Source organism: Priestia sp. FSL H7-0729, from assembly GCF_038005685.1.
In the GTDB taxonomy this organism is placed as follows: domain Bacteria; phylum Bacillota; class Bacilli; order Paenibacillales; family Paenibacillaceae; genus Paenibacillus.
Window position 1 is genome coordinate 103310 of sequence record NZ_JBBOTQ010000009.1, and the last position, 22103, is coordinate 125412.

A 22103-nucleotide genomic window follows, 5' to 3' on the forward strand; every position below is an offset into this window, starting at 1 on the left:
TCCTTCTAAGCTGGGTTGAATCATTGGTGATGCCGACTAGGTAACTATGTATCATGGACATTCAGATGTATATTCACTTCTAGAGAACTTACTGGGTTAGGACCATTCTTTCACTTGAAAGTTCCGGTGTCTCTTTCGATATTTCAATCTCTCACGCAGATTATATCTATTCTCCTTTTGCTCCTGCAACAATTGCTTTACCCCGATCATCAGCAATCGGTATCTCCGGTCATCATTGTGGCTTAGTTGATGCATTTCCTCAAAAATTTCATTCTTCATACGGATCTTGTTCACTCCAAATATTCAGTTTGTTCTCACAGTATACATGGGAGCACTGAACAAATTCTAAACAAGCGTTGGTCCTCAACTTCAGTTCTTCGAATGCACATTATATGTGCTGAAATGAAGCAGAAAAACCCCTTCCTGTCGTAAAACAAGAAGAGGTCTCCGTAGATAAGGTAATGATCAAGCTGCTTTTGCCCTCTTACGCTTAAACTTTGGATTCAAGCGTCTCCAGATACTCGGAGATTTGAGCAGGTGTTTTAGCCCATTTGCTATGCAGATGTGCGATTTTCTTGCCGTTCTGGAAGACGAGCAGGCTTGGAATGCCGCGTACACCATTCTCATCAGCAAACGGTTGGAATTTTTCTGCATCCAGGGCATAGAAGGTTTTGTCCGTATGTTGGTCAATAACATCCCCAATAAAACGATCCAGGTTTTTGCAGTCCGGACACCAAGTTGTATCAAATTTAATGACGGTAAAACCATCAGAGTTGATTGTATCCAGATATTGCTGTTCACTTTGAATTCTTTCCATATGTCTTCTCTCCCTTATATGTTCCTTTAATGGCTGATCTTCATTGTACCTTGTATAGTTACAATTGAAAATAGGCTTAATGGCGTTACCTATGCTGCTTGTACAGATTAGCGGGACTAAGTTCTCGTATTTCCTGAATTTCTGTATTGGTAAGTGCAGGTGAATTCGAAGCGGCAATATTGTGTAGCAACTGGTCTCTCGAACTGGCACCAGGGACAACTGCTGCTACCGCAGGATGGGATAACGCATAACGAATTGCCGTCTGAGCCATGCTGCGTTGGTCCGTAACAAGACGACTTAACCCTTGCCGAATGGTATATAGTTGCTCTGGCGTATAGTCCAGATAACCTTTGTCTGCCTTGGCAGAACCGGAATCGGCAAGCACACCGCTGGCTACGGGCCCACGGGCAATTACACTGATCCCCTTTTGTTCCAATAAAGGCAGCACTTCTTCTTCCGCTCTGCGGTCAGCAACACTGTACTGGTTCATCACACTGACGATGGATGCCCTCTTTACATACTCCCGAATCACATTGGGACGAATGGAGGAAATTCCGTAATATCGGATAAGTCCTTCCTTCTTCAGTTCCTCAAATGCTTCAATTGTCTCTTCAATGGGGTCGTCTAAGGTCCCCCCATGCAGCTGATACAGATCAATGTAATCGGTCTGCAACCGCTTCAAACTTTCATGTACAGCCTGCTTGATGTAGGCTTTGGACGGGTCCCATGACCAGCCCTCTTTGCCAGGCATACGACGATTACCTACTTTGGTCGCCACAATGACTTGGTCTCGACGGCCCTTAATAGCTTGCCCCACAATTTCTTCATTACGCCCTGCGTCGTACAGATCGGCTGTATCCAGCAGATTGACCCCTAGATCCAGCGCCTCATGAATCAGGCCCATAGCAGGCTCCACTTCGGTTCCAAGGGACATACATCCCAGCCCAATCTCCGACACCATTAGTTCGGATGTACCCAGACGATTTTTCTTCATATGTGCATCTCCCTCCATACATTCTGCAAGTATCCATTGTATCATTCTTGCTGGCAAAAATCGCATTACACATGAAAGCAAGGGTTTGCCTTCGATGGCACAAAAAAACCTGGATTGACTTCATCTCCAGGTTTCTCATAATCATTTTAATTCAACCGATTTAATTCAATCGATAAACGAACGCCCGATATCTATTTCACTTCCACGCGTGGTCTGGCTTTACTGGTTCCATTGGACGAATTGGAGCTTTTCATCATACCCGATACCGTGCTAAACAGCTTATCTCTTGCTTGTTTGTTCCTCATCAGATAAGTTACACCTGCGCCGATAGCTGTCATCAGTATTCCTCTTCTTTTAGACATGTGCTTCTCCTCCTTCAGGATAAATGTACATCGTGTCTTGTTTGACAATTACCCTGTGGGAGCAAAACGAAACGAAGTCCAAGCTTGATTGGTCAAAAAAAGATGACCTCCGAATTAAAATTCAGCGGTCATCTTCCAATCATCCTGGTTGAAACATCAACTGAACGAGATGAATCAAACAACAAGATTTCGTACAATCAAGACCTATATTCAATACCCATTAATCCGAAGGTGTTGCCACATGGGTCATTTCTTCATGTTTATAGGTCGAGCCATCGGCGGTCAGATAGAAATGACCGATGGGATGCAGGTCTTCGTCCAATTCGTAGACAAGCGGAATGCCCGTCGGGATATTGAGCGCCATTACGTCTGCCTCGGACAGTTGGTCCAGATGCATGACGAGTGAACGAAGCGTGTTACCATGCGCAGAGATCAGCACTCTTTTGCCAGCCGATACCATCGGTTTAATCTCCGCATTCCAGTACTCCAGCACTCGCTTCGATGTATCCATCAGGTTCTCCGTAAACGGGATCGTGCATCCTAGCCGCTTGTACTTGTCTAAATCCTGCACATATCGTTCATCGGTTTCATCCAATGCGGGGGGAGATACGTTAACGGAGCGTCTCCATTCCTTGACTTGGTCCTCCCCATACTTCAGCGCAGTCTGCTGTTTATTCAGTCCTTGCAGCGCGCCATAATGGCGTTCATTCAGCTGCCAGGTCTTTGTAATAGGAATCCACATGAGGTCCATCTCATCCAGCGCGATGTCAAGTGTACGGATGGAACGTTTCAGGACGGAGGCATAGGCATAATCAAAATCAAACCCCTGTTCCTTCATGATCTTGCCTGCTTTACGAGCCTCTGCGTAACCATCCTTCGTCAGATCCACATCTGTCCAACCGGTAAAACGATTCTCTACATTCCACATGCTCTGTCCATGGCGAATCAAAACAACTCTGTACATAACCGTGAACCCTCCTTCCATGGAAACATTACCCGCAAGTCGAGCAAGATATGCTTAATTACATTAATAATACGGTGCCATCATCAGGTATACCACGACACCTGTGGAACTGACATACAGCCAAATTGGCATCGTCCAGCGTGCAATTTTGCGGTGTTTCTTCAATTGATTCGTCCAACCCCATACAAGTGTGAACAACGCCAAAGGAACGATCAGGGCTGCCAATATACTATGGGTGATCAGAATGAAGAAATAAATGGAACGAATGATGCCCTCGCCGCCGTATTTGGACGTCTCTGGTGAGAGGTAATGAAACGTCAGATAGGTCACGAGGAATAACAAGGTTGTAGAGAATGCAGCAAGAATAAATCGTTTGTGCAGCTTCACATTCCGCTTGATAATAGCAATAAGCGCTGCGAGCAGGAAGATGAAGGTAAAGCTGTTAAACACGGCATTAAACCGTGGCAACACCGTAATATCAAAGGTCACATCACCTTTGTAACCAATGGACGGTGCGAAGAACAATAATAAAATAATGACATTAGCGAGAATGGAAATCGTGATAATGATGCCTGCGAAATTTTTATTGCTCGTCGGGGATGGAATGTTCGGTTCCCCTTTGTTATTTTTGCCCAATGCAAAATCCTCCTCATATCCTAACTTCTATGTTCTATATCATTATATCTCGGCAATTCCGGGCTGTTAAGTGACAACACTCTGAACAAAAACCGCTGCACTCCCCTATAAAATGCCCCTTTGCGGCTATTTTCAATCAAATCTACACCAGCTCCCATTTACCCAAGTCTTTAGATGTGGTATAATTAATGCAATTAATCACATACGCGTTGAAACTGGAGGAGCCTGTCACCAAGGGCCCCTCTTTGTCTTTTTTAGGCATATAAGCGGCACTCTTAACAAGTGCTGTTTTTATGCCTTTTTTTGTTCTAAAGGCTTGGAATGATCCCCCCTTGGGCAGGTAAACCTATAAACGCTACTGCTGGAGAGGAGCACACTTATGGAATTTATTTTGGTTCTTGCACTTATTTTAATCTTTACCAAACTTGCCGGTGATCTATCCGTCAGATTGGGCCAACCTTCGGTACTGGGGAAACTGATTGTGGGTGTCATCCTCGGACCTGCTATTCTCGGTTGGGTTCAGCAAAGTGATTTCGTCCACTATATGGCCGAAATCGGAGTACTATTGTTGATGTTCATCGCTGGATTGGAGACCGATCTGGAACAATTGAAGAAAAACTGGAAAGCAGCCTTTGCCGTTGCTGTGGGTGGTATTATTTTACCATTCATCGGAGGATACAGTTCGGCCATGGCGTTCGGTATGTCACAGACACACGCATTGTTCTTTGGACTATTATTCTGTGCCACGTCCGTCAGCATTTCCGTTCAGACACTCAAAGACATGGATCAACTCAGCTCTCGAGAGGGTACAACAATCCTTGGTGCTGCTGTCGTCGATGATGTCTTGGTCGTTGTCATTCTTGCCGTTATGATGAGCTTGCTGGGTACAGGCGGAGGTGACACTTCGATTTCTCTGCTTATCGGTAAGAAGCTGTTATTCTTTGTTATTATCATCGCTGCCAGCTGGTTCCTTGTTCCACGCATCATGAAGTGGATGGCACCGTTAAAAGTAACCGAGACCGTCATTACTGCGGGGCTGATTATTTGCTTTGGATTCTCCTACTTTGCGGAGTGGATGGGTGTTGCCGGTATTATTGGTGCATTTGCCGCTGGGATCGCCATCTCCCAAACCAACTTCAAACATGAAGTTGAAACCAAGCTGGAACCGATCGCCTACGGAATTTTTGTTCCGGTGTTCTTTGTCAGTATTGGTTTGAATGTCACGTTCGATGGTGTGGGTTCGCAAATTTGGTTCATTGTCGTTATAAGCCTCATTGCTATTGTAACCAAGCTCATTGGTGGCGGAGCTGGTGCACGACTGACTGGATTTAATATGTCATCTTCACTGGCCATTGGCTCAGGAATGATTTCAAGAGGTGAGGTTGCTCTCATTATCGCATCAACCGGACTTGCTTCCGGATTGCTTGATTCGGAGTACTTTACCAGCGTCGTGATCATGGTTATTGTGACTACGTTGGTCACTCCACCTCTGCTCAAAATCACCTTTGCACGCAAAAAGGGTGAAAAGCGAGTCGAAAGAGGAATTGAAGAATCACATTTAAGCGGGTAAGGGTATGCCACCGTTCAAAAAGATTCCAGAATAAGACGTCTGAGATTCCTTAGCTCTTATTGCTGCCGACCAAGGCTTGAGATATGGTCTAGTTAAAAGGTATTGTAATCATTCCATATTGAAAGCTATACTTGATCTAGAAATGTAATATATCGGTCGTGAAGCACACGCCGCTTTGATCTATTCTTCCCCTTCGACATGAAGGTTGGAGATGGTCAGAGCGGCTTTTTTCGTATTTTTACAAGTCATACGTATTCGTTACTCATTCAAGTTCGCTATATCGTAGAAAACAAAAAAAGACCACCTTACACTCAAGAGGTCTTCCATCTTTGCCCGTTGTTACAACAGGCTGTCCCATTTTAAGTTAACACGCCAACATAAAAACCAATTGAGATAAAGACAACACACCAGACGAAGGCACCGATGCTGGATACAACTACGTATCTGCCAATCGCCATGCGGCTAATCCCGGAGAAACAACACATCAGATGGCGAATACCCGGAATGAAATAACCAAGGATAATCGACCAGGATCCATATTTCAGAAACCACGACTCCACCCTGCTAAATCGTTTGGCATTCACACCAATCCACTTGCCATACTTATCGAACAGCGGCCTGCCCGCTTTCTTGCCAATCATGTAGCTGAGCAACCCACCGGTAAAGGCGCCACCGAAACTGACGGCGATGGAAACGGAGTAATTCAATACCGAGATGGAGGCGAGATAACCGACAAACGTCATCATCACCTCATCCGGAATCGGCATACCAATAACGCCAAGAGCCAGTAGTCCGTATATTGCGAAATAACCATATTGACCAATAAATTCTTTTGCAAATTCCATACTGACTCGCTCCTTATTTCGGTTCCACAATATCCTTCTCATGTGAAGCTAGCACTTGTTTTAGAGATGGGAATCGGATTTGGCTCACCATGAGACCGGATAATACAATAATGACAAGATAGGCTACACCATGTGTGAAATAAGGACTCCAGAGCGCGAAAAAGGACATCAGACCCCCGGCAAATGTAATCGGCATTCCAACAAAACCGCTGCTTGGTGTCTTCTGACAGTTATAACGGGCCAGGCGCAATGCACCGCACACCGGAAACAATGCGGTCAGTGCCATCCCCAGCACACTCACTTCATTCATGGAGTTCAGATACAGAATCAGCACAGGAGCTGTTCCGAACGAAACTACATCTGCAAGCGAATCCAGGGCTTTACCGAACTCACCCTCACAATGCAATTTACGGGCTGCATAGCCATCAAACAGATCAAAAAACATCGCTACCCATATCATCATCACAGCCAGGGCAAATTCACCATGAATAGCCATAATGACTGCCAGCATGCCTGAACTCAGATTCCCCAAGGTTAAAATCGATGGTAAAGACTTCATAAGATTTGACTCCCTTTCGTACTAGGCTTTAGGAAATATAATATAAAAACGGACTCCATCCAGTGTATTCTCCACTCCATAATTGCACCCGTGCAGATCAAGAATCTGCTTCGCAATGGCCAGACCGAGCCCGGTTCCCCCCATTTTGCGATTGCGTGAGCGCTCTACCCGATAGAACCTCTCCCATATATACTGACGCTCAGCTTCAGCAATTTGCTCGCCCTTGTTCTCAATGGAAATATGGACAAAACCTTCACGCCTGCTGATCTCAATAGTTATATCGGTATGCGGTATCGCATGACGTATAGCATTCATCATGATGTTGAAAATAACTTGCTCCAGCTTGCTTCGGTCACCCTCAACCGTCTGTTCTGTTGTGGATACAAGCACCACATCCAAACCTTTATCCTTCAGTTGCGGCCCCAGACGGCCGGCGATATCTTCAATCATGTCAGCTAGTGCAACAGCATCCGTATTCAATTGAACCGCTGAGGATTCCAGTCGCACCAGATCCAGCATCTCTTCAACCATCGTTTCCATTTTGATCGCCTCATCGGCAATGATCTCAATATAACGCTCCCGTTTGCTCTCACTCACGCCATCCTTCAGCCCTTCGGAATATCCCTTAATAATACTGATTGGTGTCTTGAGTTCATGGGATGCATCGGCAAAAAACTTGCGCTGACGCTGTTCAATCTCCTGCTTCATTTCCATGTCTGTGCGCATCTGCGTGTTGGCCTGCCTCAGCTCTTCCAGTGTCTGACCCAAGGTTCCCGATAAGGCATTCAGACTATTGGACAGGCTGCCGATTTCATCATTACGCCGAATGGGTGATTTCACTGTGAAATCCAGCGTAGACATTTTCTTGGCGACATGGTTCAAGGCCAAGAGTGGCTTCGTTACAATTCGGGACAGGAGCAACGCCAGCAACAGAATCAATATAAATGCGCCGATGCCAAAATACCCATAGAACAAACGTGTTGCTTCATTCGCTTCCCTCATCTCCTGAAGAGAGGTGAGCGAGAAAATCAGTTGCTGCTCGGGTCCGGAACGATGCACTGGAGCAATAGTGATGACATTGCGAACACCACTCCAGCTATCCATCCATTCTTCATTGAGCATTTTGCCATTGGCCAAGGCAAGTTGGTCTTCCGTAGACAAAGGGAACCGGCTATCCAGTGCTTGCACCAGCAATCCCTGTCTCTGACTCCACGTTGCCAGATTGGGAAGAACCACCTCGGTCAACACACCTGACCATTCCTTTACTGGCTCAATGGATTCCTGAAAGCTTTCTGTTCCCCAGGCGGCAGAAGTGGCATCCTGGATTTTGAATGGGTAGACCATGGACCCGCTGGCCGGGCCTTTCACCGTCAGTTTCTGTCCGTATTTCAGATGGGATGTAATCCAGCCAGCGTTCTCACTATTGATAAACAAGGACAAGGACACTTTCACGTGACTCCCATCATCCTGAAGTAACGTAATGTGGAATGGGTCATCAACCAGTCTTCCAGTATTCGTCAGAATGACCAGATGTGACTGGTTCTGACGCATGAATTTGCCAGTCTCCTTAGCGAGCTGTAAATCACTCCAATGCCCATTCGAATATTGCTGTTCGAACTTGGACAGCTTTTTCTTCATACTGCTTACCTTCTGGTGCTGATAGAAGTCGGGAAACCAGACCAACTGGGCAAATACCGTCGTCCCATATAGAAGAACCAGACACCCTGCCATCACCAGGAAAAGCTTCATCGTTACGCCATTTCTTCTCATGCTTCTGCCTCGAAACGATATCCGGTGCCAATCACTGTCCGGATACACTTGGCTTCGTCACCCAATTTGCTACGCAGCTTCTTGATGTGAGTATCCACAACACGTGAGTCTCCTTCAAAATCAAATCCCCAGATCCGATTCAAAATGGCATCCCGGGATAATACAATGCCTGCATTTCGAACCAAATAGAGCAACAGATCATATTCCTTTGGGGCAAGCTCCACTTCAATTCCGTCCTTCTCCAGCCGCCGAGCCCATGGATCAAGAGTTACCTGTCCGAAGCGAACCACACCCTGCTCTCGTCCCAATGCGCCTTCAACACGCTTCATTAATGTCTCTGCACGTGCAACTAGCACACGTGGACTAAACGGCTTGGTGACGTAATCATCAACGCCCAGCTGAAATCCATGAATTTTATCGTCATCCTCGGACCGTGCAGTCAGCATGATAATAGGTACGGTGGATTGGGATCGAATATGCCCACATAACGTCCATCCATCCATTTCAGGCATCAAAACATCCAGAATGACCAGATCCACCTCATGCTGAGCCAGCAGTTCCAATGCCTGTACTCCATGTTCTGCTTCTATGACGTTCCATTGTTCTTTTATGAAATAATCGGCCACAATCTCACGAATGCGGCTTTCATCTTCCACCAGAAGCACTGTTCTGATCATGACCGACTCTCCTTTTAAGTTTCTGATCATAACATACCTATTCCATGTGTCGTTCATGTGTCCAGACATGTTTTGGAATGAACTCCATGATATATACGATTAATATAAGCCAAAAGTTACTAATTTTTATCAAAATTCGCACAAAAAAGAAGCCGTCAACGAGCAAAATCCTGCTCATTGACAGCTACTTGAATGAAATCGAGTTGTGTTATCAAGAAGTGATGCGCTACTGCGCACTCACTAGTAACACTTAGCGTTGTTGTTCCAGACGGTGAGCCACATGAAGTGTAGGACCAACAAAACGATTCAGCGGGAATCCGCCGGCAATCGCTTTGGTCACGAAGGCCTTACCTTCACGAACAGCCTCTTTCACTGAAAGACCACGAGCTAACCCTGCAGTAATTGCCGCAGACGTTGTGCAGCCCGCACCATGCGTATATCCGGAACCGACAACATCGGCTTCAAACCATTCGTAGTTAGTTCCATCATAGAGTAGATCCATTGCTTTACCCGGGCTAATTACACCTCTGTCCTTAATCAGAACGTGTTTCGAGCCATGGGCATGAATTGTTGCTGCCGCTGCTTCCATCTGTTCCTTGGAACGAATCGGTCCACTCTTCGCCAGCTGAGATGCTTCGAACAGATTAGGTGTAACCAGATCCGCACCTGGCAACAGGAATTCGATCATCGCTTCCGTATTTTCCGGTTGCAGTACTTCGTCAGTACCTTTGCAGACCATTACCGGATCGATAACGATCTGTGGCAGACCGCTGCGGCGAATATGTTTTGCTACCAGTTCAATAATATCTACAGAACCGAGCATACCTGTCTTCATGGCATCAAAACCGATGCCGTCAAGAACAGTGCGAAGCTGCGCTTCAACTACATTTAATTCCACAGGAAAGACCTGGTGATCCCATGTTTCGGGCTCCATTGCCACAACCGTAGTCAGTACGGTCATGCCATACACACCCAGCTCCTGAAAAGTTTTCAAATCAGCTTGAATACCTGCACCGCCGCTCGTGTCCGAACCAGCTATTGTTAATGTCTTTGGAATCGTCATGATAGTTGCATTCTCCTTCGTGTCTCAGTTGACATTATCCTATCCCTTGTACGAGCGGATGTCAATGGCATCTGAAGCCATACGGAGCATGGTTTTCAGGATGATTCAGTTCACATCTTTGGTCTCCAGACGAATCATGGACATGAAAGCAATCCATATCCCAATAGCTCCAAGGGCCAGAGGGATAATAATAAGTGAATGAATGGAAACTTCCGACCCGTTGAATCCGGAGCAGACAATCAAAACCAGCAAAATGGACGAGACCATCGTAGTTGTAACCGATAGCTTCCGCATACCGAAGAATAGGGGAATGAGTGCCATACACGCAGCCGATAAAGAACTCATACTGTACTTCACCAGAAGTCCCAATATATCCTGATTCGTCAATGATCCAGGAATAAAGGAGTAGAAATGATTAACAATCAACAGCAGCGAACCCATTAACAGGTCGGTAACCATAATCATCACAAATGTAAAACCAAACACGATAATCAATTTGGCAGCAATGATTTTATGACGCTGGATCGGATAGGTGAACATGACGTTCATCGTTTTATTTCTATATTCACTAATCACCAGCTTGGATAATAAAGCTCCTGCAAATATGATAAAGGTCGCTCTCACAAACGTATCGATAATCATAAAGGCGGTCTGGTAATCAGCATAGGCATAATCTTCTGCTCCCATGTCCACAAATCCAATCATGATCAGAAAAAGAAGAACAGCTATATTGGCAATACCTGCACTTGCAAAATTTCGTGTAAAACGGTGCTTCCGCATCTCAAGCCTGATCAGTTTAAGCAACGTCTTCATCCCCTTTCACAAGCTTCATGAAGTGTTCCTCAAGGGAATGAGACCGTTTGGATAAGGATTCGATCTCAATGCCATACTGGATCAGCTTGGTGTTTAGTTCCGAAGGAATAATTCCCGGATCATAGATACGTAACGTATGGTCATCGACTAGTTTATAATTACTCAAACCAAGCTGATGTTCAATGACATAGGTCGCTTTGCGGATATCTACAGCCTGTAACTCGATGTACTCATTTTGACTTCCACGAATGCTCTCCATCGATACTTCTTCGACCAAGCGACCGCCGCGAATAACACCAACTGTGTCAGCAATCTGCTCTATCTCGCCAAGGATATGACTTGAGACCAACAGGGTGATGCGATACTCTTTGCTAAGGCGCTTGAACAAATCTCGCATCTCCCGAATCCCTACAGGGTCCAATCCATTGATCGGTTCATCCAAAATGAGCAGTTCGGGTGTGGTTATGAGTGCACGAGCCAGCCCGAGTCTTTGCTTCATGCCCAGAGAGAAGTCCTTCACAGATTTCTTGCCGGTGTCCTTCAAACCTACCATTTCCATCGTGTTGTCGATGATCTTTTTGTTATAGAATCCCATGTATTCACAGTGAAGTTCCAGATTCTCCCGAGCTGATAAGCGATCGTAGAAAAAAGGATATTCAATGATGCTGCCCATTCGCTTCAGCACTTCATAGGAGGTCGGCGTAAGCTTCTCTCCAAAAAGTTCAATCTCTCCTGTCGTTGGTTTGACGAGATTGGTCAGCATCTTCATGATGGTTGTTTTGCCTGCACCATTCGGACCAAGAAATCCATAGATCTCACCTTGCTTAATATTCATATTGACGTTGGATACAACCTCTGCCCCTTCATATACTTTGGTTACATCTATCGTTCGTGCGATATAAGTCATCGTCTTATTCTCCTTTACGTCCCCCGACCGGGTTCCTATATCTGTATTGTAAAGAGAAAAGTCTTCTTTTTTATTAATCAAATCTTACAAAAACCTTAAGCTTCACCGAAAACGCAATTAATAACCTCTACCTGGCCTGTAAGGTAACCGAAAATACAGTCCGTTGATGTGGAACACTATGTAAATGGATGCTTCCACCCATTCGCTCAACCAGCCGCTTCGTAATCGTCAGACCAAGCCCGCTGCCCTGATAGAGACGATTACGGGAATCCTCCAACGTATACATACGTTCGAACACACGACTATGCTCGCTTTCAGGAATCCCCTTTCCTTGGTCCCAGATCTGCAGCGTCACAGGTCCACCTGTCGAATAGTTAAGCGAGAGTCCCAGCACCTTACCCTCTGCTCCATAGTTCATCCCATTCGTGATAAGGTTGTCCAGCACACGGTCCAATGCTTCTTCGTTCGCTTGCACGAAGATATCAACTGCAGGTATTTCCAATTCCACATGAAGCCCAAGATTCGTCAACATTTCATAAAAAGAGAGCATCTTCAATCGGCATAACTCGCTTATATTCACTCGACCAAGCACCAGCTCCGTGTCTCCGGATTCCAGCTTCGCCAGATCAAAAAAGGAATGGATCAAACGCAAAACCTCCTGCGCCTTATCTTGTATTTTCTCCGTCATAATCTTCCGTTCCTGATCGTTCAACGATGAACTGTGCAGCAAGGTCTCACTATAGCCCAACACAACTGTAAGCGGGGTTTTCAGATCATGCGAAATGTTGGAGAGCATATTGCGCATCTCCTTCTCCTGATTCGTATAACCCGCTCTAGCGCGATGCGCATGGTCCAACAGTTTGTTCATGTCTTTCAGAAGCTGGCTAACCTGCTCATCACTGTTGAATACGAGCAAACGCTCAAAGGTGCCTTGATCCAGAATTGCAGATATTTTCTCATGAATATAAGACAGGTGTTGGCTCCGTTTACGCAATCTCATCCACATTCCAAGGACCACAATCGCTAGAATACCTGTTGTACTGGCAAAAATCAGTGTCATGCCTGCTCCGCCTCCAGCTTATATCCGATGCCCCAAAGTGTCTTGATATACTGAGGATCCGAAGGATCCGCCTCCAGTTTCTCACGCAGACGGCGCATATGTACGTTAATAATATTTTCGTCTCCATAATAATGATCATCCCAGACCGAAGCGTAAATCTGGGCCTTGGTGAACACTTTGCCCGGGTGGGTGACCAATAGTTTCAGGATTCCAAATTCCTTGGATGTCAGCCTGACCGGTGTACCTTCGCGCTCCACCTCGTACGTCTCCATGTCGACCACAAGTCCTCCAATGTGAATACGCTGATCTTTAACCACTTCTGCCACAGGCTGAGCAGTATAATTGGCACGACGAATGGCAGCTTTAATGCGGGCGGTCAGTTCGATTAACGAGAAAGGTTTGCTCAAGTAATCATCTGCGCCGAAGCCCAGACCCAGCGCTTTGTCCACCTCCCCATCCTTCGCAGACAGAATGAGCACAGGCACCAAACTCACTGCCCGAATGGTTTGCAGTACATCCATCCCACTCTTGCGAGGGAGCATCAGGTCCAGAATAACCAGATCATACCCAGGTTGTGACTTACTGAACTGGCGTTCTGCCTCTAAGCCGTCATATGCATACGTGACGTCGTAGCCCTCTTTTTCCAGATAAGGTCCGACCATTTCACTAATTGAACGATCGTCTTCAACAAGCAACAAGCGGTGACTTGACACGATTTCCCCTCCAGCATGAACATTTTTCCTATATTACCTCACAGTTTGTTTGAATTGGCAATGACATACGAAAAAACCTGACAGGAAGTACACTTGGGTATAAAGTGTGTTTCCTGCCAGGTCTATGAGCGTTTACAGATGAGTGCTTGTTCGTCTAATTTCTATATCCGTTCTCGCTGTGTATCCAGCATAATCCAATGGTTCCTGCACCTGCATGGATACTTACTACTGGGATGAATGGCATGATTTCGGTCTTTAATTTGGGGAGCAGATTGGCAATCTGCTTCTTGATCGTGACGGCTTCATCCTGATTGTTCGCATGCATAATGCATACATGCTTTACTTTCTCCATATCCAGCTTAAGCATATCCAACATGCGATCTTTCGTTCGCTTGAACGTGCGGATCTTCTCATTCACAACCACTTTGCCCTCTTCAAATCGAAGCAGCAGATGGATCTTGAGCAGTTGACTGATGATCAGCTGTGTGCCGGACACCCTGCCACTGCGATGAAGATTCTGAAGGCTCGCTGGTATAAGGTAGAAGGACATGTTATCAATCATCTGTTCAATATTTACTTTGATCTCGGAAGCCGAACATCCCTGCTTCTGCCATTCCAGTCCTTGCATAACCATCTCACGAAGAGGATAGGCACCTGCCTTTGAATCAATTGCGGTCACCGTCACACCTGCAATCTCTGCAGCCTGCATAGACGTATGCAGCGTTCCGCTAAGCTCTGTAGAGCAATGAATCGTAATAATCTCATCATACTTGTCTTTGAGCGATTCATACAGTTCAATGAACTCGCCAATGGGTGGCTGCGAACTGCTCGCACGTGAAGCCTCCGCAAGTTTCTCATAGAACATTTCAGATGTTATGTCATCGGTTTCCCGGTAACATTCCTCTCCAAATACGATGCGCAGCGGTACGATGTAGATATGATTTTGCTCCGCAAAAACGGGATCCAGTGTACTGGTACTATCGGTGACCCATGCAATTTTCTTCATGACATCCTTCTCTCTTGCCGGATTGTTCAATCTGTATCCTCAATCGTCAGGCAACAGCCCGGCGGTTTATTTAAAATTTTAATATTTCACATTGTAAACGTTTGCGACACTACCCCTCAATTATAAAGGAACGGACAGACCGTTGTCTTGTGGCGCAATCATGAACAACCCTGATAATTCCATTTTTAGCTAAAAAAATGTCTTGCTTGTGAAGGAATATATTGGTATGCTGTTGTCCTTCTCTCTTTTTTCGCCTTGACTGAAGTGAACGGAAACGCCGTTCAATCCACTTATCGGAGGTGTCACATGCTTTATTTCACTCTGGCTTCCAAAGCCTACTCCCGGAATCTGCAATACCGCGGGGCACACATGGTACATAACCTGGCAAGCGCTATGTTTGGTTACATGTACGCCTGCCTCTGGATCGGCATCGGGGCCGACCATTCTCTCGGGGAATACGGGACACAGGGGATGATCAGTTACATTGCGTTCACGCAATCCTCTCTCTGGATCTCGGGTTTTCTCACGAATGGATTGGGTATTCCCCTATCCGTCAGGACAGGGCAAATCGCACTGGATCTGATGAGACCTGTTCATCTGTTCACCCACCTGATGGCACGCGAATGGGGGCAGATTGCCTACCAGTTCGTGTACAAAAGCATTCCGATCTACCTGCTCTTCTCCATTGTCTTTTCCCTGCATTGGCCTTCAGACATTTCAACACTGTTCTATGCCGCACTCGGTCTTGCCGGCGCCGCATACTTGTCCATCTGCATGAACTATATCATCGGTGCTACGTCGATGTGGACCACGGAGTCTTCCTGGCTTCACTGGGGCAACCACGCCATGATGAATCTGCTGGCTGGTTTCTTCATTCCACTGGAATGGCTACCGGACTGGCTTGAACGGCTGGCCTGGCTATCACCTTACCCTTTCCTGCTCTATGTACCTACCCGAATCTATCTTGGTTTCGAAGATGGCTCCTTGTTATGGGGAACCTTGCTTTGGTGTGTCTGTATGACGTTGATCTGTCTTGCGATTACCCAAGTGTTACGTCGTAAAGTGGAGGTACAAGGCGGATGAAGCGAACTTCCTGGTTCAATTTATATAAAATGCTGATTCGAACAAGCATCCGCAGCCGGATGCAATACAAGTTCAATTTCATCATGGCGTCCGTACTGGCCGCTTTAATTCAGATCTCCGAGTTTCTGATGGTTGCTCTCGTGCTGCACAAATTCGGAGCAATTAAAGGCTGGTCCCTCCATGAGATCGGTTATCTCTTTGCCATCATGACGTTATCCAAAACACTGTATCGCACATTCGGAAACGAAGTTCATCATCTGGAAAAATATCTGGTTAATGGTGAGCTTGATCAACTGTTAACACGTCCCATGCCCGTATTGCTGGCACTGCTGCCGCAAAACTTCCGCATCATGGCTGGGGAAGTCCTGCAAGGCGGGTTCATTCTCTGCTGGTCATTGGTAGGCATGATGCATAGCGGACAGATTGGCTGGATAGCCATTCCCTTCTCCCTGTTTATTATCCTGACGGGTGCAGTCATTCTCTTTTCCATTGGACTCGCTACTGCCACACTCGGATTCTGGACCACACGCATCGAGGAATTACAGACGATTACTGAAGATGCAGCACGAACGGCTGCCCAATATCCGCTAACGTTATATCCCAAATGGATGTCTGGCATTCTGCTAACGGTGATTCCCGTGGGATTCGTCAACTATATTCCGTCACTCTATCTACTGCGGGGTGAAGGCGGAGCATGGGTCCTTGTGGCTATTGCGGCAGTTGCCGTACTGAGCTTGGCTGCAAGTCTGCGTTTCTGGCAATTCGGCTTGACCAAATATCAAAGTACAGGTAGCTAAGGAGGCGAAACGAATCATGAACATGATTACAGCACGGCATCTGCAAAAGGAATTCAAAACTCCGGTTATTCGCGAAGGACGTTTCTCCGGATTACGTACGTTATTTTCACGTGAGTATGTGTCTAAGGAAGCGGTACGCGATATCAGCTTTGATATCGGCCCAGGTGAGTTTGTAGGCTACATCGGTCCGAATGGGGCCGGCAAATCTACAACGATCAAAATGCTGACAGGTATCTTGCACCCAACCTCGGGTGAGGTACAGCTTGACGGTTTGAACCCGCATCAGGACAGGCGCAGAACCGTTGGTCGACTCGGCGTCGTGTTTGGACAGCGCAGCCAGCTCTGGTGGGATCTGCCCGTGAAAGATTCATATGATATTCTAGCCGAGATGTATGGCGTCCGTACCGAGGACAAAAAGAAACGGCTGTCCCAGTTCGCCGAGCTGCTCGATCTTGAATCGTTCTGGGCCACGCCTGTCCGCAAGCTCTCGCTTGGACAGCGCATGCGTGCGGATCTCGCAGCTTCCATGCTGCATGATCCGGAACTTCTTTTTCTCGATGAACCAACGATTGGACTGGATGTGAATGCAAAACGGAACATTCGCCAATTTCTACGAACATTGAATGAAACATTTGGCAAAACGATTCTGCTGACCACACATGATATGGACGACATCGAGCAGTTATGCAGCCGGGTCATGGTGATTAACCATGGTCAACTGACCTATGATGGTACGATCCCTTCTCTGCGTGACACTATCGGTCTGCCAACACTTATCCGAGTTACGTATCGGGGTTCATTTCATATGCCTGATACCATACCGTCCGCCATTCAGATTACAGGAGTGGAAGCGCAGATTGTCACTGTCGAAGTTAACCGGAAGGAATGGAGCACAATGGACATTCTGAAGCAGCTGGAACACTGGGGAGAGATTCAGGATGTAGAGATGAAGGAACCCGACTTCGAAGATATCATCCACCGAGTGTATTAGTTGGCCCATTTTGTGAGGAAATGGGATGAAGACCTGTTCTTACGCCGTTACATGAAAGAGGGACATGGCGTACTGTACTAATGGAGGTGAAGCGTCATGCTTGTGACCAAACATGTCCTTGCAGCATCCAGTGTACACGCCACTCCCTATTTCATCGTACGGGGCATGATGCCGGGACCCGTGATGTTTATTACATCCGGGGTTCACGGGAACGAAACAGCGAGCATGGCTGCTGCGCAAAAACTCGCAGATGATTGTGCGACTGGTCGCCACAGCATTCGGCGAGGGCTGTTAATTATTTTGCCACGCGTGAACCAGCAAGCCTACGCTAAGAAAATCAGAGGCAAGCCAGATCTGAATCGCACGTTTCCACGCCGTATGTCAGGCAAGGCCAAGCATCCGCTCGCTGCGGCGGTTTTTCAGCTGGCGCGTGAACATCAGGCCGACTGGTGGCTCGATCTGCATGAAGCTAACGGCCTATCTCAGCTGAGTTCACGTGTCCTTGGACAGACGTTGATCACCAATCCGGGCAGTCGTACTATCCCAGCTTGCAGAAGAGTCATCGAACGGTTGAACCGCTCGATATCCATTCGTGATCGTCACTTTAACCTCAAGCAACATGAATTGCCGGGATCTGCCCGTACAGCGGCGTCAAGACTATTACAAGCCCGTTCCGTCACGGTGGAGACCTGCTGGAGTCTGAAACGCTCTACCCGTATCAAGTATCAGACGGAGATTGTTCACCATTTTCTGCGTGAAGCGGGCATGACATGATGAAGAGCATTACAATAGAATGAAAAGAAACCTCGAACAGAGAGCGCCCGAAGTACATCCTCAGGTGCTCTCTTGGAGGTGTTTTTTTTACCTCTGCATCATTGCTTCCAGATATTCACTTAGTCACCCTGAACGATTGAATATAGTTGTGAATATCATCTTCTGGCGTCTTAAGCAATCTGGCCAGATGAATCTGCATCTGTTCAAGATGATCGATATGCTTCTGAATATCAGCGATTCGGTCACGGACGAGTGTTTTTAATGTATCACTTTCCACGTCCTCCTGGCTGAGCAGTTGCAGGGTCTCTTGTATTTCCTTTAGGGAGTAACCCAGCAACTGGGCATCCTTAATGAATTTGATTTTCACCAGATAATCCTCGGTATACACCCGATATCCGTTGGGGGAACGACGAGGAGCAGGCAGAATTCCACTATCTTCGTAATAACGGAGGGTTGCCATACTCACACCGGTACGCTTGGCCAACGTTCCTCTTGTCATGGTTTCCATACCTACTCCTCCACCTTCTGCGAATTTAGTGTGTTAGTTCATTGCGTATCTTGGTATACGTGGTATCATAGGCGGCCTCGGGAAAGTTAGCTGAAGATCCTTGCAGCAATGGCTGCTCTTCCCCTTTGAGGTAACGGTCAAAGAATGCTAATGTGTACGATCTTGTTATATCCACATTATGTTCTGGCGTCATGCCTCGGGCAAACAGTTTCGGTGAAATTAACGAAATATCCGTAAAGCTCTGATGGAAGAAATTCTCCACCGTCAGATAATAGGTATCATTAAGGCTGCTCGTCATCACTCGATCCAGATCAGGCTTAAACTCCGGATAGGCTACTTTTTCCGTTTCGGTGGCATCCGGTTCCAGACTTCTGGCAGTTCCACCCGACATGATGTACATAAAAGGCTGTTTCAGGGCTGTCGTGGATACCGATCCCCAGAATCCGCCTTCCAAACTCAGTCCTGCCTGGAAACGTTCATCCTGCGCCAATGCTTCAGCTGTCGTTGCCCCGCCATATGAATGTCCCATGATGCCGACGTGATCCAGATCAAGTTTACCTTGGAGTCGTTGATTCGGGTCATGTGAATTCCACTCGGTAAGCGTATCGAGAACAAATCTTGCATCAGCTGCACGAATGCCTATGCCTTCTACATTATATTGATATAATTCCGCTGACGTTGCAAACTCGGGGTCGGCCTTATAGGAAACTGCATGCCCATCAGGGAAAGTCACTTGTGCAGACGTATAAGGGTGATCTATCCCCACGACAATGTAACCGTGGCTGACCAGCTCCTCAATCATCGTCATGCTCTGAAACCGGGCTGAGCGAATCCCCGGCGAGAACAATACTACCGGGTACTTGTTCTGGGCAGCGGACATCTCGGCTCCTTCTACTACATGTGTTGGAATGGTATCCAGATAACTGAACACCTGAGACGGAATGCCAAACACCAGACTGATCGCTTCTCCCAGTTCACTAGGATAATGTTCCAGGGGCAGCCCTTGGGCAGCCTTCTGATCCACCGGGTACCAGACATTAATCATCAGTTCACGCTTGTCCCCGGCCTCGGATGTTTTGGTCTCTTCACGAGATTCATCTACCAGGTGTTGAGAGAATGTGCCGATCGCATAGGCGCCGGTTGGTTCAGGCATCGTAAAAGCCGGCAATAGCCAGGTCAGTATGATTGAACCTGCACTGAAGGCCAGGACGAGAATCGATGCAAGCACCATCTTTATCCATGAATGACGGTTAGGTTTCATCGCACGCTGAACATAATGACCACTGCGAGATGATTTCATGAGTTGAATGATTAACGTAATGAATAATACAAGACTAACAAGATAGGTTGGTAGCATCTGTACACGAAACGAATTGATTAATCCATGCAGAAGCACTGCCAGAAACATAGCTGAAAGTATGCCTACTTTTATGACTCTTCGCTTCGGAAACACCAGCATGAGTACCGTAGCAGCGACGGTTGCCAATACTAAAATCCATTCTAAAATTCTCATTATTCAGCCTCCAATATTCTTGTTAAAAAAAGAATAAACCTTGAAGTATACTTCAAGGTCAAGGCTGTATTTCAGATAAAATTCTATTGGGGAATCCGTATATCCCATTTGCGAAGTTCGGTCAATGTACACGTTCCGGAAGAGAATGCCTTAATACCTGTTGAGTTCGGCCCAGGATATATCCGCCCTGTCATTACCTGCTCTCCCTGCTGAATGAACACCTCAATGGAGCTGACATCCATAAAAATATGAAGTTCCAGCTTCCCGTCAAGCAGTCCCACTCTCGTAGCTCGTTCTCCACCTGGGCCTCGCCCAGCGTGCTCGCGATTTAAGCATAGACGATGCTGCTCTACATCATAGGAAATCACGGTTTCTTCATCCTCACCCGTGCGCAGTTTCAACCCGAAGTGCTGTGCTTGCTCCGCTTCGAATACAGCATACAGTTCGTAACGGTCTCCGCTACCGCCAAGATCAAGATCATGCTCATCACCGCTTAAATGTATTCCATACTGCTCGATTTCATCCGACCTGTACTGTATAAGTTCGGGAAGCGGCTGGAATATCAATCGCTCTCCCCTACGAATGAGTTGTCTCGGTAAGGTCATCGCTCCAGCCCAGGCATGAGACTGTTGTGTCGGAATTTCCGTTTCCCACGTATCCATCCAGGCCACCATGATTCGTCGTCCCTGTGCATCCTCCATCGTCTGAGGTGCGTAAAAGTCGAAGCCACAGTCCAGCGGAACGTACTCCTCGTATTTCAGTACACCTTGGTCTTCATCCAGCGTTCCCATCATATAAACCGTCGAATGCAAGTTGCGATAGTTATCTCCTTGAGCAGGCATACGCTGCGGTGACATGATCAGCACATCTCGGCCATCCAGTGTGAACAGATCGGGACATTCCCAATTATCGCCAAGGGTCCCGTCACTCTGGGCCATAATGTTAACATAACTCCAATCCAGCAAGTCCGCTGAACGGTATAACAGAATGACGCCTTTGCCCGCAGCATCATTCGATCCAAGGACGCAATAGTATACACCGTTTCGTTCAAACACTTTCGGATCACGGAAGTCTTTTGGACTGGTATGCTCTGGGATTTGGTCCAGACGAATGACCGGATTCAGCGCGCTTTTCACAAAATCAATTCCATTGTCTGAGACAGCGATGTTCTGTGTCTGCAAGTAATCGTTATCCTTGTCGGGTCCAGTCACCACATGCCCCGTGTACATCAGCACCAACTTGCCATCCTGCACGATTGCACTTCCAGAGAAACAGCCTCCACTGTCGTAGCTCTGATCGGGTGCCAGTGCAACAGGCAGATATGACCACGTAACCAAATCGCGGCTCACCGCATGGCCCCAGTGCATCGGCCCCCATACCGGTTCGTAGGGATAATGCTGATAGAACATATGATACATCCCACCGAAGTATATGAAGCCGTTGGGATCATTCATCCAGCCCACCTCCGGCATCAAATGATAGGCCATTCGATAGGTTGGATTAACCTGATGTCGATGTTCCTTGATATACGCGTTGGCACGGGCGAGTGTATAACTCTCCTTCGTGTGAGCCGAAGCACTCGTCAGTCCAAGGTCTGTCTCTTGCCTTGAGTCTATTTCCTGTTTCTCGTATCGTTCCTGGTTCATATGTCCTTCACTCCTGTCTCTCTCTATATCACCCA

The 22103-nt window shown here is 46.9% G+C and carries 24 protein-coding genes; 5 read left to right on the top strand and 19 right to left on the bottom strand.

Features of this window, described 5'->3' with window-relative positions; translation table 11 throughout:
• Nucleotides 1-96 precede the first annotated feature (96 nt).
• From MHH93_RS19835 to MHH93_RS19860, 6 genes are all read right to left on the bottom strand, one after another.
• Nucleotides 97-279, bottom strand: a complete 183-nt coding sequence (locus MHH93_RS19835) for a hypothetical protein (protein WP_500055410.1) — start codon at nucleotides 277-279, stop codon at nucleotides 97-99.
• Between the two features lie 211 nt (nucleotides 280-490).
• Nucleotides 491-817 carry a thioredoxin family protein gene (locus MHH93_RS19840; protein ID WP_145325850.1) on the bottom strand — a complete coding sequence of 109 codons (327 nt, stop codon included), beginning with the start codon at nucleotides 815-817 and terminating at the stop codon, nucleotides 491-493.
• Between the two features lie 85 nt (nucleotides 818-902).
• Nucleotides 903-1811 (bottom strand): aldo/keto reductase, encoded by a 909-nt coding sequence (locus MHH93_RS19845; RefSeq protein ID WP_500055411.1) that lies wholly within the window; start codon nucleotides 1809-1811, stop codon nucleotides 903-905.
• Between the two features lie 191 nt (nucleotides 1812-2002).
• Nucleotides 2003-2173 (bottom strand): hypothetical protein, encoded by a 171-nt coding sequence (locus tag MHH93_RS19850; protein WP_190945097.1) that lies wholly within the window; start codon nucleotides 2171-2173, stop codon nucleotides 2003-2005.
• A gap of 220 nt (nucleotides 2174-2393) precedes the next feature.
• The gene (gene gpmA, locus MHH93_RS19855) at nucleotides 2394-3137 is read right to left on the bottom strand and encodes a 2,3-diphosphoglycerate-dependent phosphoglycerate mutase (RefSeq protein ID WP_500055412.1); all 744 of its coding nucleotides are present in this window, start codon (nucleotides 3135-3137) and stop codon (nucleotides 2394-2396) included.
• Between the two features lie 63 nt (nucleotides 3138-3200).
• Nucleotides 3201-3773: a DUF420 domain-containing protein gene (locus tag MHH93_RS19860; RefSeq protein WP_017692198.1), complete on the bottom strand. Its 573-nt coding sequence runs from the start codon at nucleotides 3771-3773 to the stop codon at nucleotides 3201-3203.
• A 379-nt stretch (nucleotides 3774-4152) separates the two neighbouring features.
• Here MHH93_RS19860 and MHH93_RS19865 point away from each other — a divergent pair, with 379 nt between their 5' ends.
• The gene (locus MHH93_RS19865; protein ID WP_500055414.1) at nucleotides 4153-5343 is read left to right on the top strand and encodes a cation:proton antiporter; all 1191 of its coding nucleotides are present in this window, start codon (nucleotides 4153-4155) and stop codon (nucleotides 5341-5343) included.
• A gap of 359 nt (nucleotides 5344-5702) precedes the next feature.
• Here MHH93_RS19865 and MHH93_RS19870 read toward each other — a convergent pair whose 3' ends face one another.
• From MHH93_RS19870 to MHH93_RS19915, 10 genes are all read right to left on the bottom strand, one after another.
• Complete coding sequence (locus tag MHH93_RS19870; protein ID WP_500055415.1) at nucleotides 5703-6188, bottom strand: DedA family protein; 486 nt, start codon at nucleotides 6186-6188, stop codon at nucleotides 5703-5705.
• 13 nt (nucleotides 6189-6201) lie between these two features.
• Nucleotides 6202-6747, bottom strand: coding sequence for a CDP-diacylglycerol--serine O-phosphatidyltransferase (pssA, locus tag MHH93_RS19875; RefSeq protein WP_278298231.1), 546 nt, complete (start codon nucleotides 6745-6747; stop codon nucleotides 6202-6204).
• 21 nt (nucleotides 6748-6768) lie between these two features.
• Nucleotides 6769-8517, bottom strand: coding sequence for a sensor histidine kinase (locus MHH93_RS19880; protein ID WP_500055416.1), 1749 nt, complete (start codon nucleotides 8515-8517; stop codon nucleotides 6769-6771).
• The gene (locus MHH93_RS19885) at nucleotides 8514-9194 is read right to left on the bottom strand and encodes a response regulator transcription factor (protein WP_500055417.1); all 681 of its coding nucleotides are present in this window, start codon (nucleotides 9192-9194) and stop codon (nucleotides 8514-8516) included. Before MHH93_RS19885 ends, MHH93_RS19880 begins: the two co-directional genes overlap by 4 nt.
• Before the next feature lie 250 nt (nucleotides 9195-9444).
• On the bottom strand, nucleotides 9445-10257 hold the full coding sequence (gene thiD / locus MHH93_RS19890; RefSeq protein WP_433747375.1) for a bifunctional hydroxymethylpyrimidine kinase/phosphomethylpyrimidine kinase: 813 nt from the start codon (nucleotides 10255-10257) through the stop codon (nucleotides 9445-9447).
• 105 nt (nucleotides 10258-10362) lie between these two features.
• Nucleotides 10363-11061 carry an ABC transporter permease gene (locus MHH93_RS19895; protein ID WP_500055418.1) on the bottom strand — a complete coding sequence of 233 codons (699 nt, stop codon included), beginning with the start codon at nucleotides 11059-11061 and terminating at the stop codon, nucleotides 10363-10365.
• Entirely contained in the window at nucleotides 11054-11977 is a 924-nt protein-coding gene (locus tag MHH93_RS19900) for an ABC transporter ATP-binding protein (RefSeq protein ID WP_500055419.1), read from the bottom strand. The genes MHH93_RS19895 and MHH93_RS19900 overlap by 8 nt, the downstream gene beginning before the upstream one ends.
• Nucleotides 11978-12104: 127 nt before the next feature.
• The gene (locus tag MHH93_RS19905; protein ID WP_500055420.1) at nucleotides 12105-13037 is read right to left on the bottom strand and encodes a sensor histidine kinase; all 933 of its coding nucleotides are present in this window, start codon (nucleotides 13035-13037) and stop codon (nucleotides 12105-12107) included.
• Entirely contained in the window at nucleotides 13034-13699 is a 666-nt protein-coding gene (locus MHH93_RS19910) for a response regulator transcription factor (RefSeq protein WP_500055499.1), read from the bottom strand. The genes MHH93_RS19905 and MHH93_RS19910 overlap by 4 nt, the downstream gene beginning before the upstream one ends.
• 205 nt (nucleotides 13700-13904) lie before the next feature.
• Entirely contained in the window at nucleotides 13905-14756 is an 852-nt protein-coding gene (locus tag MHH93_RS19915) for a DegV family protein (RefSeq protein ID WP_442034094.1), read from the bottom strand.
• Nucleotides 14757-15062: 306 nt separating this feature from the next.
• Here MHH93_RS19915 and MHH93_RS19920 point away from each other — a divergent pair, with 306 nt between their 5' ends.
• From MHH93_RS19920 to MHH93_RS19935, 4 genes are all read left to right on the top strand, one after another.
• A complete protein-coding gene (locus MHH93_RS19920) occupies nucleotides 15063-15839 on the top strand; it encodes an ABC transporter permease (protein WP_500055421.1) in 777 nt (258 codons plus the stop codon).
• Nucleotides 15836-16636 carry an ABC transporter permease gene (locus MHH93_RS19925; RefSeq protein ID WP_500055422.1) on the top strand — a complete coding sequence of 267 codons (801 nt, stop codon included), beginning with the start codon at nucleotides 15836-15838 and terminating at the stop codon, nucleotides 16634-16636. The genes MHH93_RS19920 and MHH93_RS19925 overlap by 4 nt, the downstream gene beginning before the upstream one ends.
• Before the next feature lie 22 nt (nucleotides 16637-16658).
• Nucleotides 16659-17627: an ABC transporter ATP-binding protein gene (locus MHH93_RS19930; RefSeq protein WP_500055501.1), complete on the top strand. Its 969-nt coding sequence runs from the start codon at nucleotides 16659-16661 to the stop codon at nucleotides 17625-17627.
• 96 nt (nucleotides 17628-17723) lie between these two features.
• On the top strand, nucleotides 17724-18401 hold the full coding sequence (locus MHH93_RS19935) for a M14 family metallopeptidase (protein ID WP_500055423.1): 678 nt from the start codon (nucleotides 17724-17726) through the stop codon (nucleotides 18399-18401).
• 115 nt (nucleotides 18402-18516) lie between these two features.
• Here MHH93_RS19935 and MHH93_RS19940 read toward each other — a convergent pair whose 3' ends face one another.
• The 3 genes from MHH93_RS19940 to MHH93_RS19950 all read right to left on the bottom strand — a co-directional run bounded on the left by MHH93_RS19940 (nucleotide 18517) and on the right by MHH93_RS19950 (nucleotide 22068).
• Nucleotides 18517-18909, bottom strand: coding sequence for a MerR family transcriptional regulator (locus MHH93_RS19940; RefSeq protein WP_500055425.1), 393 nt, complete (start codon nucleotides 18907-18909; stop codon nucleotides 18517-18519).
• Nucleotides 18910-18934: 25 nt separating this feature from the next.
• Nucleotides 18935-20422 (bottom strand): alpha/beta hydrolase family protein, encoded by a 1488-nt coding sequence (locus tag MHH93_RS19945; RefSeq protein WP_500055426.1) that lies wholly within the window; start codon nucleotides 20420-20422, stop codon nucleotides 18935-18937.
• An 83-nt stretch (nucleotides 20423-20505) separates the two neighbouring features.
• Nucleotides 20506-22068 carry a glycoside hydrolase family 32 protein gene (locus MHH93_RS19950; protein ID WP_500055427.1) on the bottom strand — a complete coding sequence of 521 codons (1563 nt, stop codon included), beginning with the start codon at nucleotides 22066-22068 and terminating at the stop codon, nucleotides 20506-20508.
• Between the last annotated feature and the right edge of the window lie 35 nt (nucleotides 22069-22103).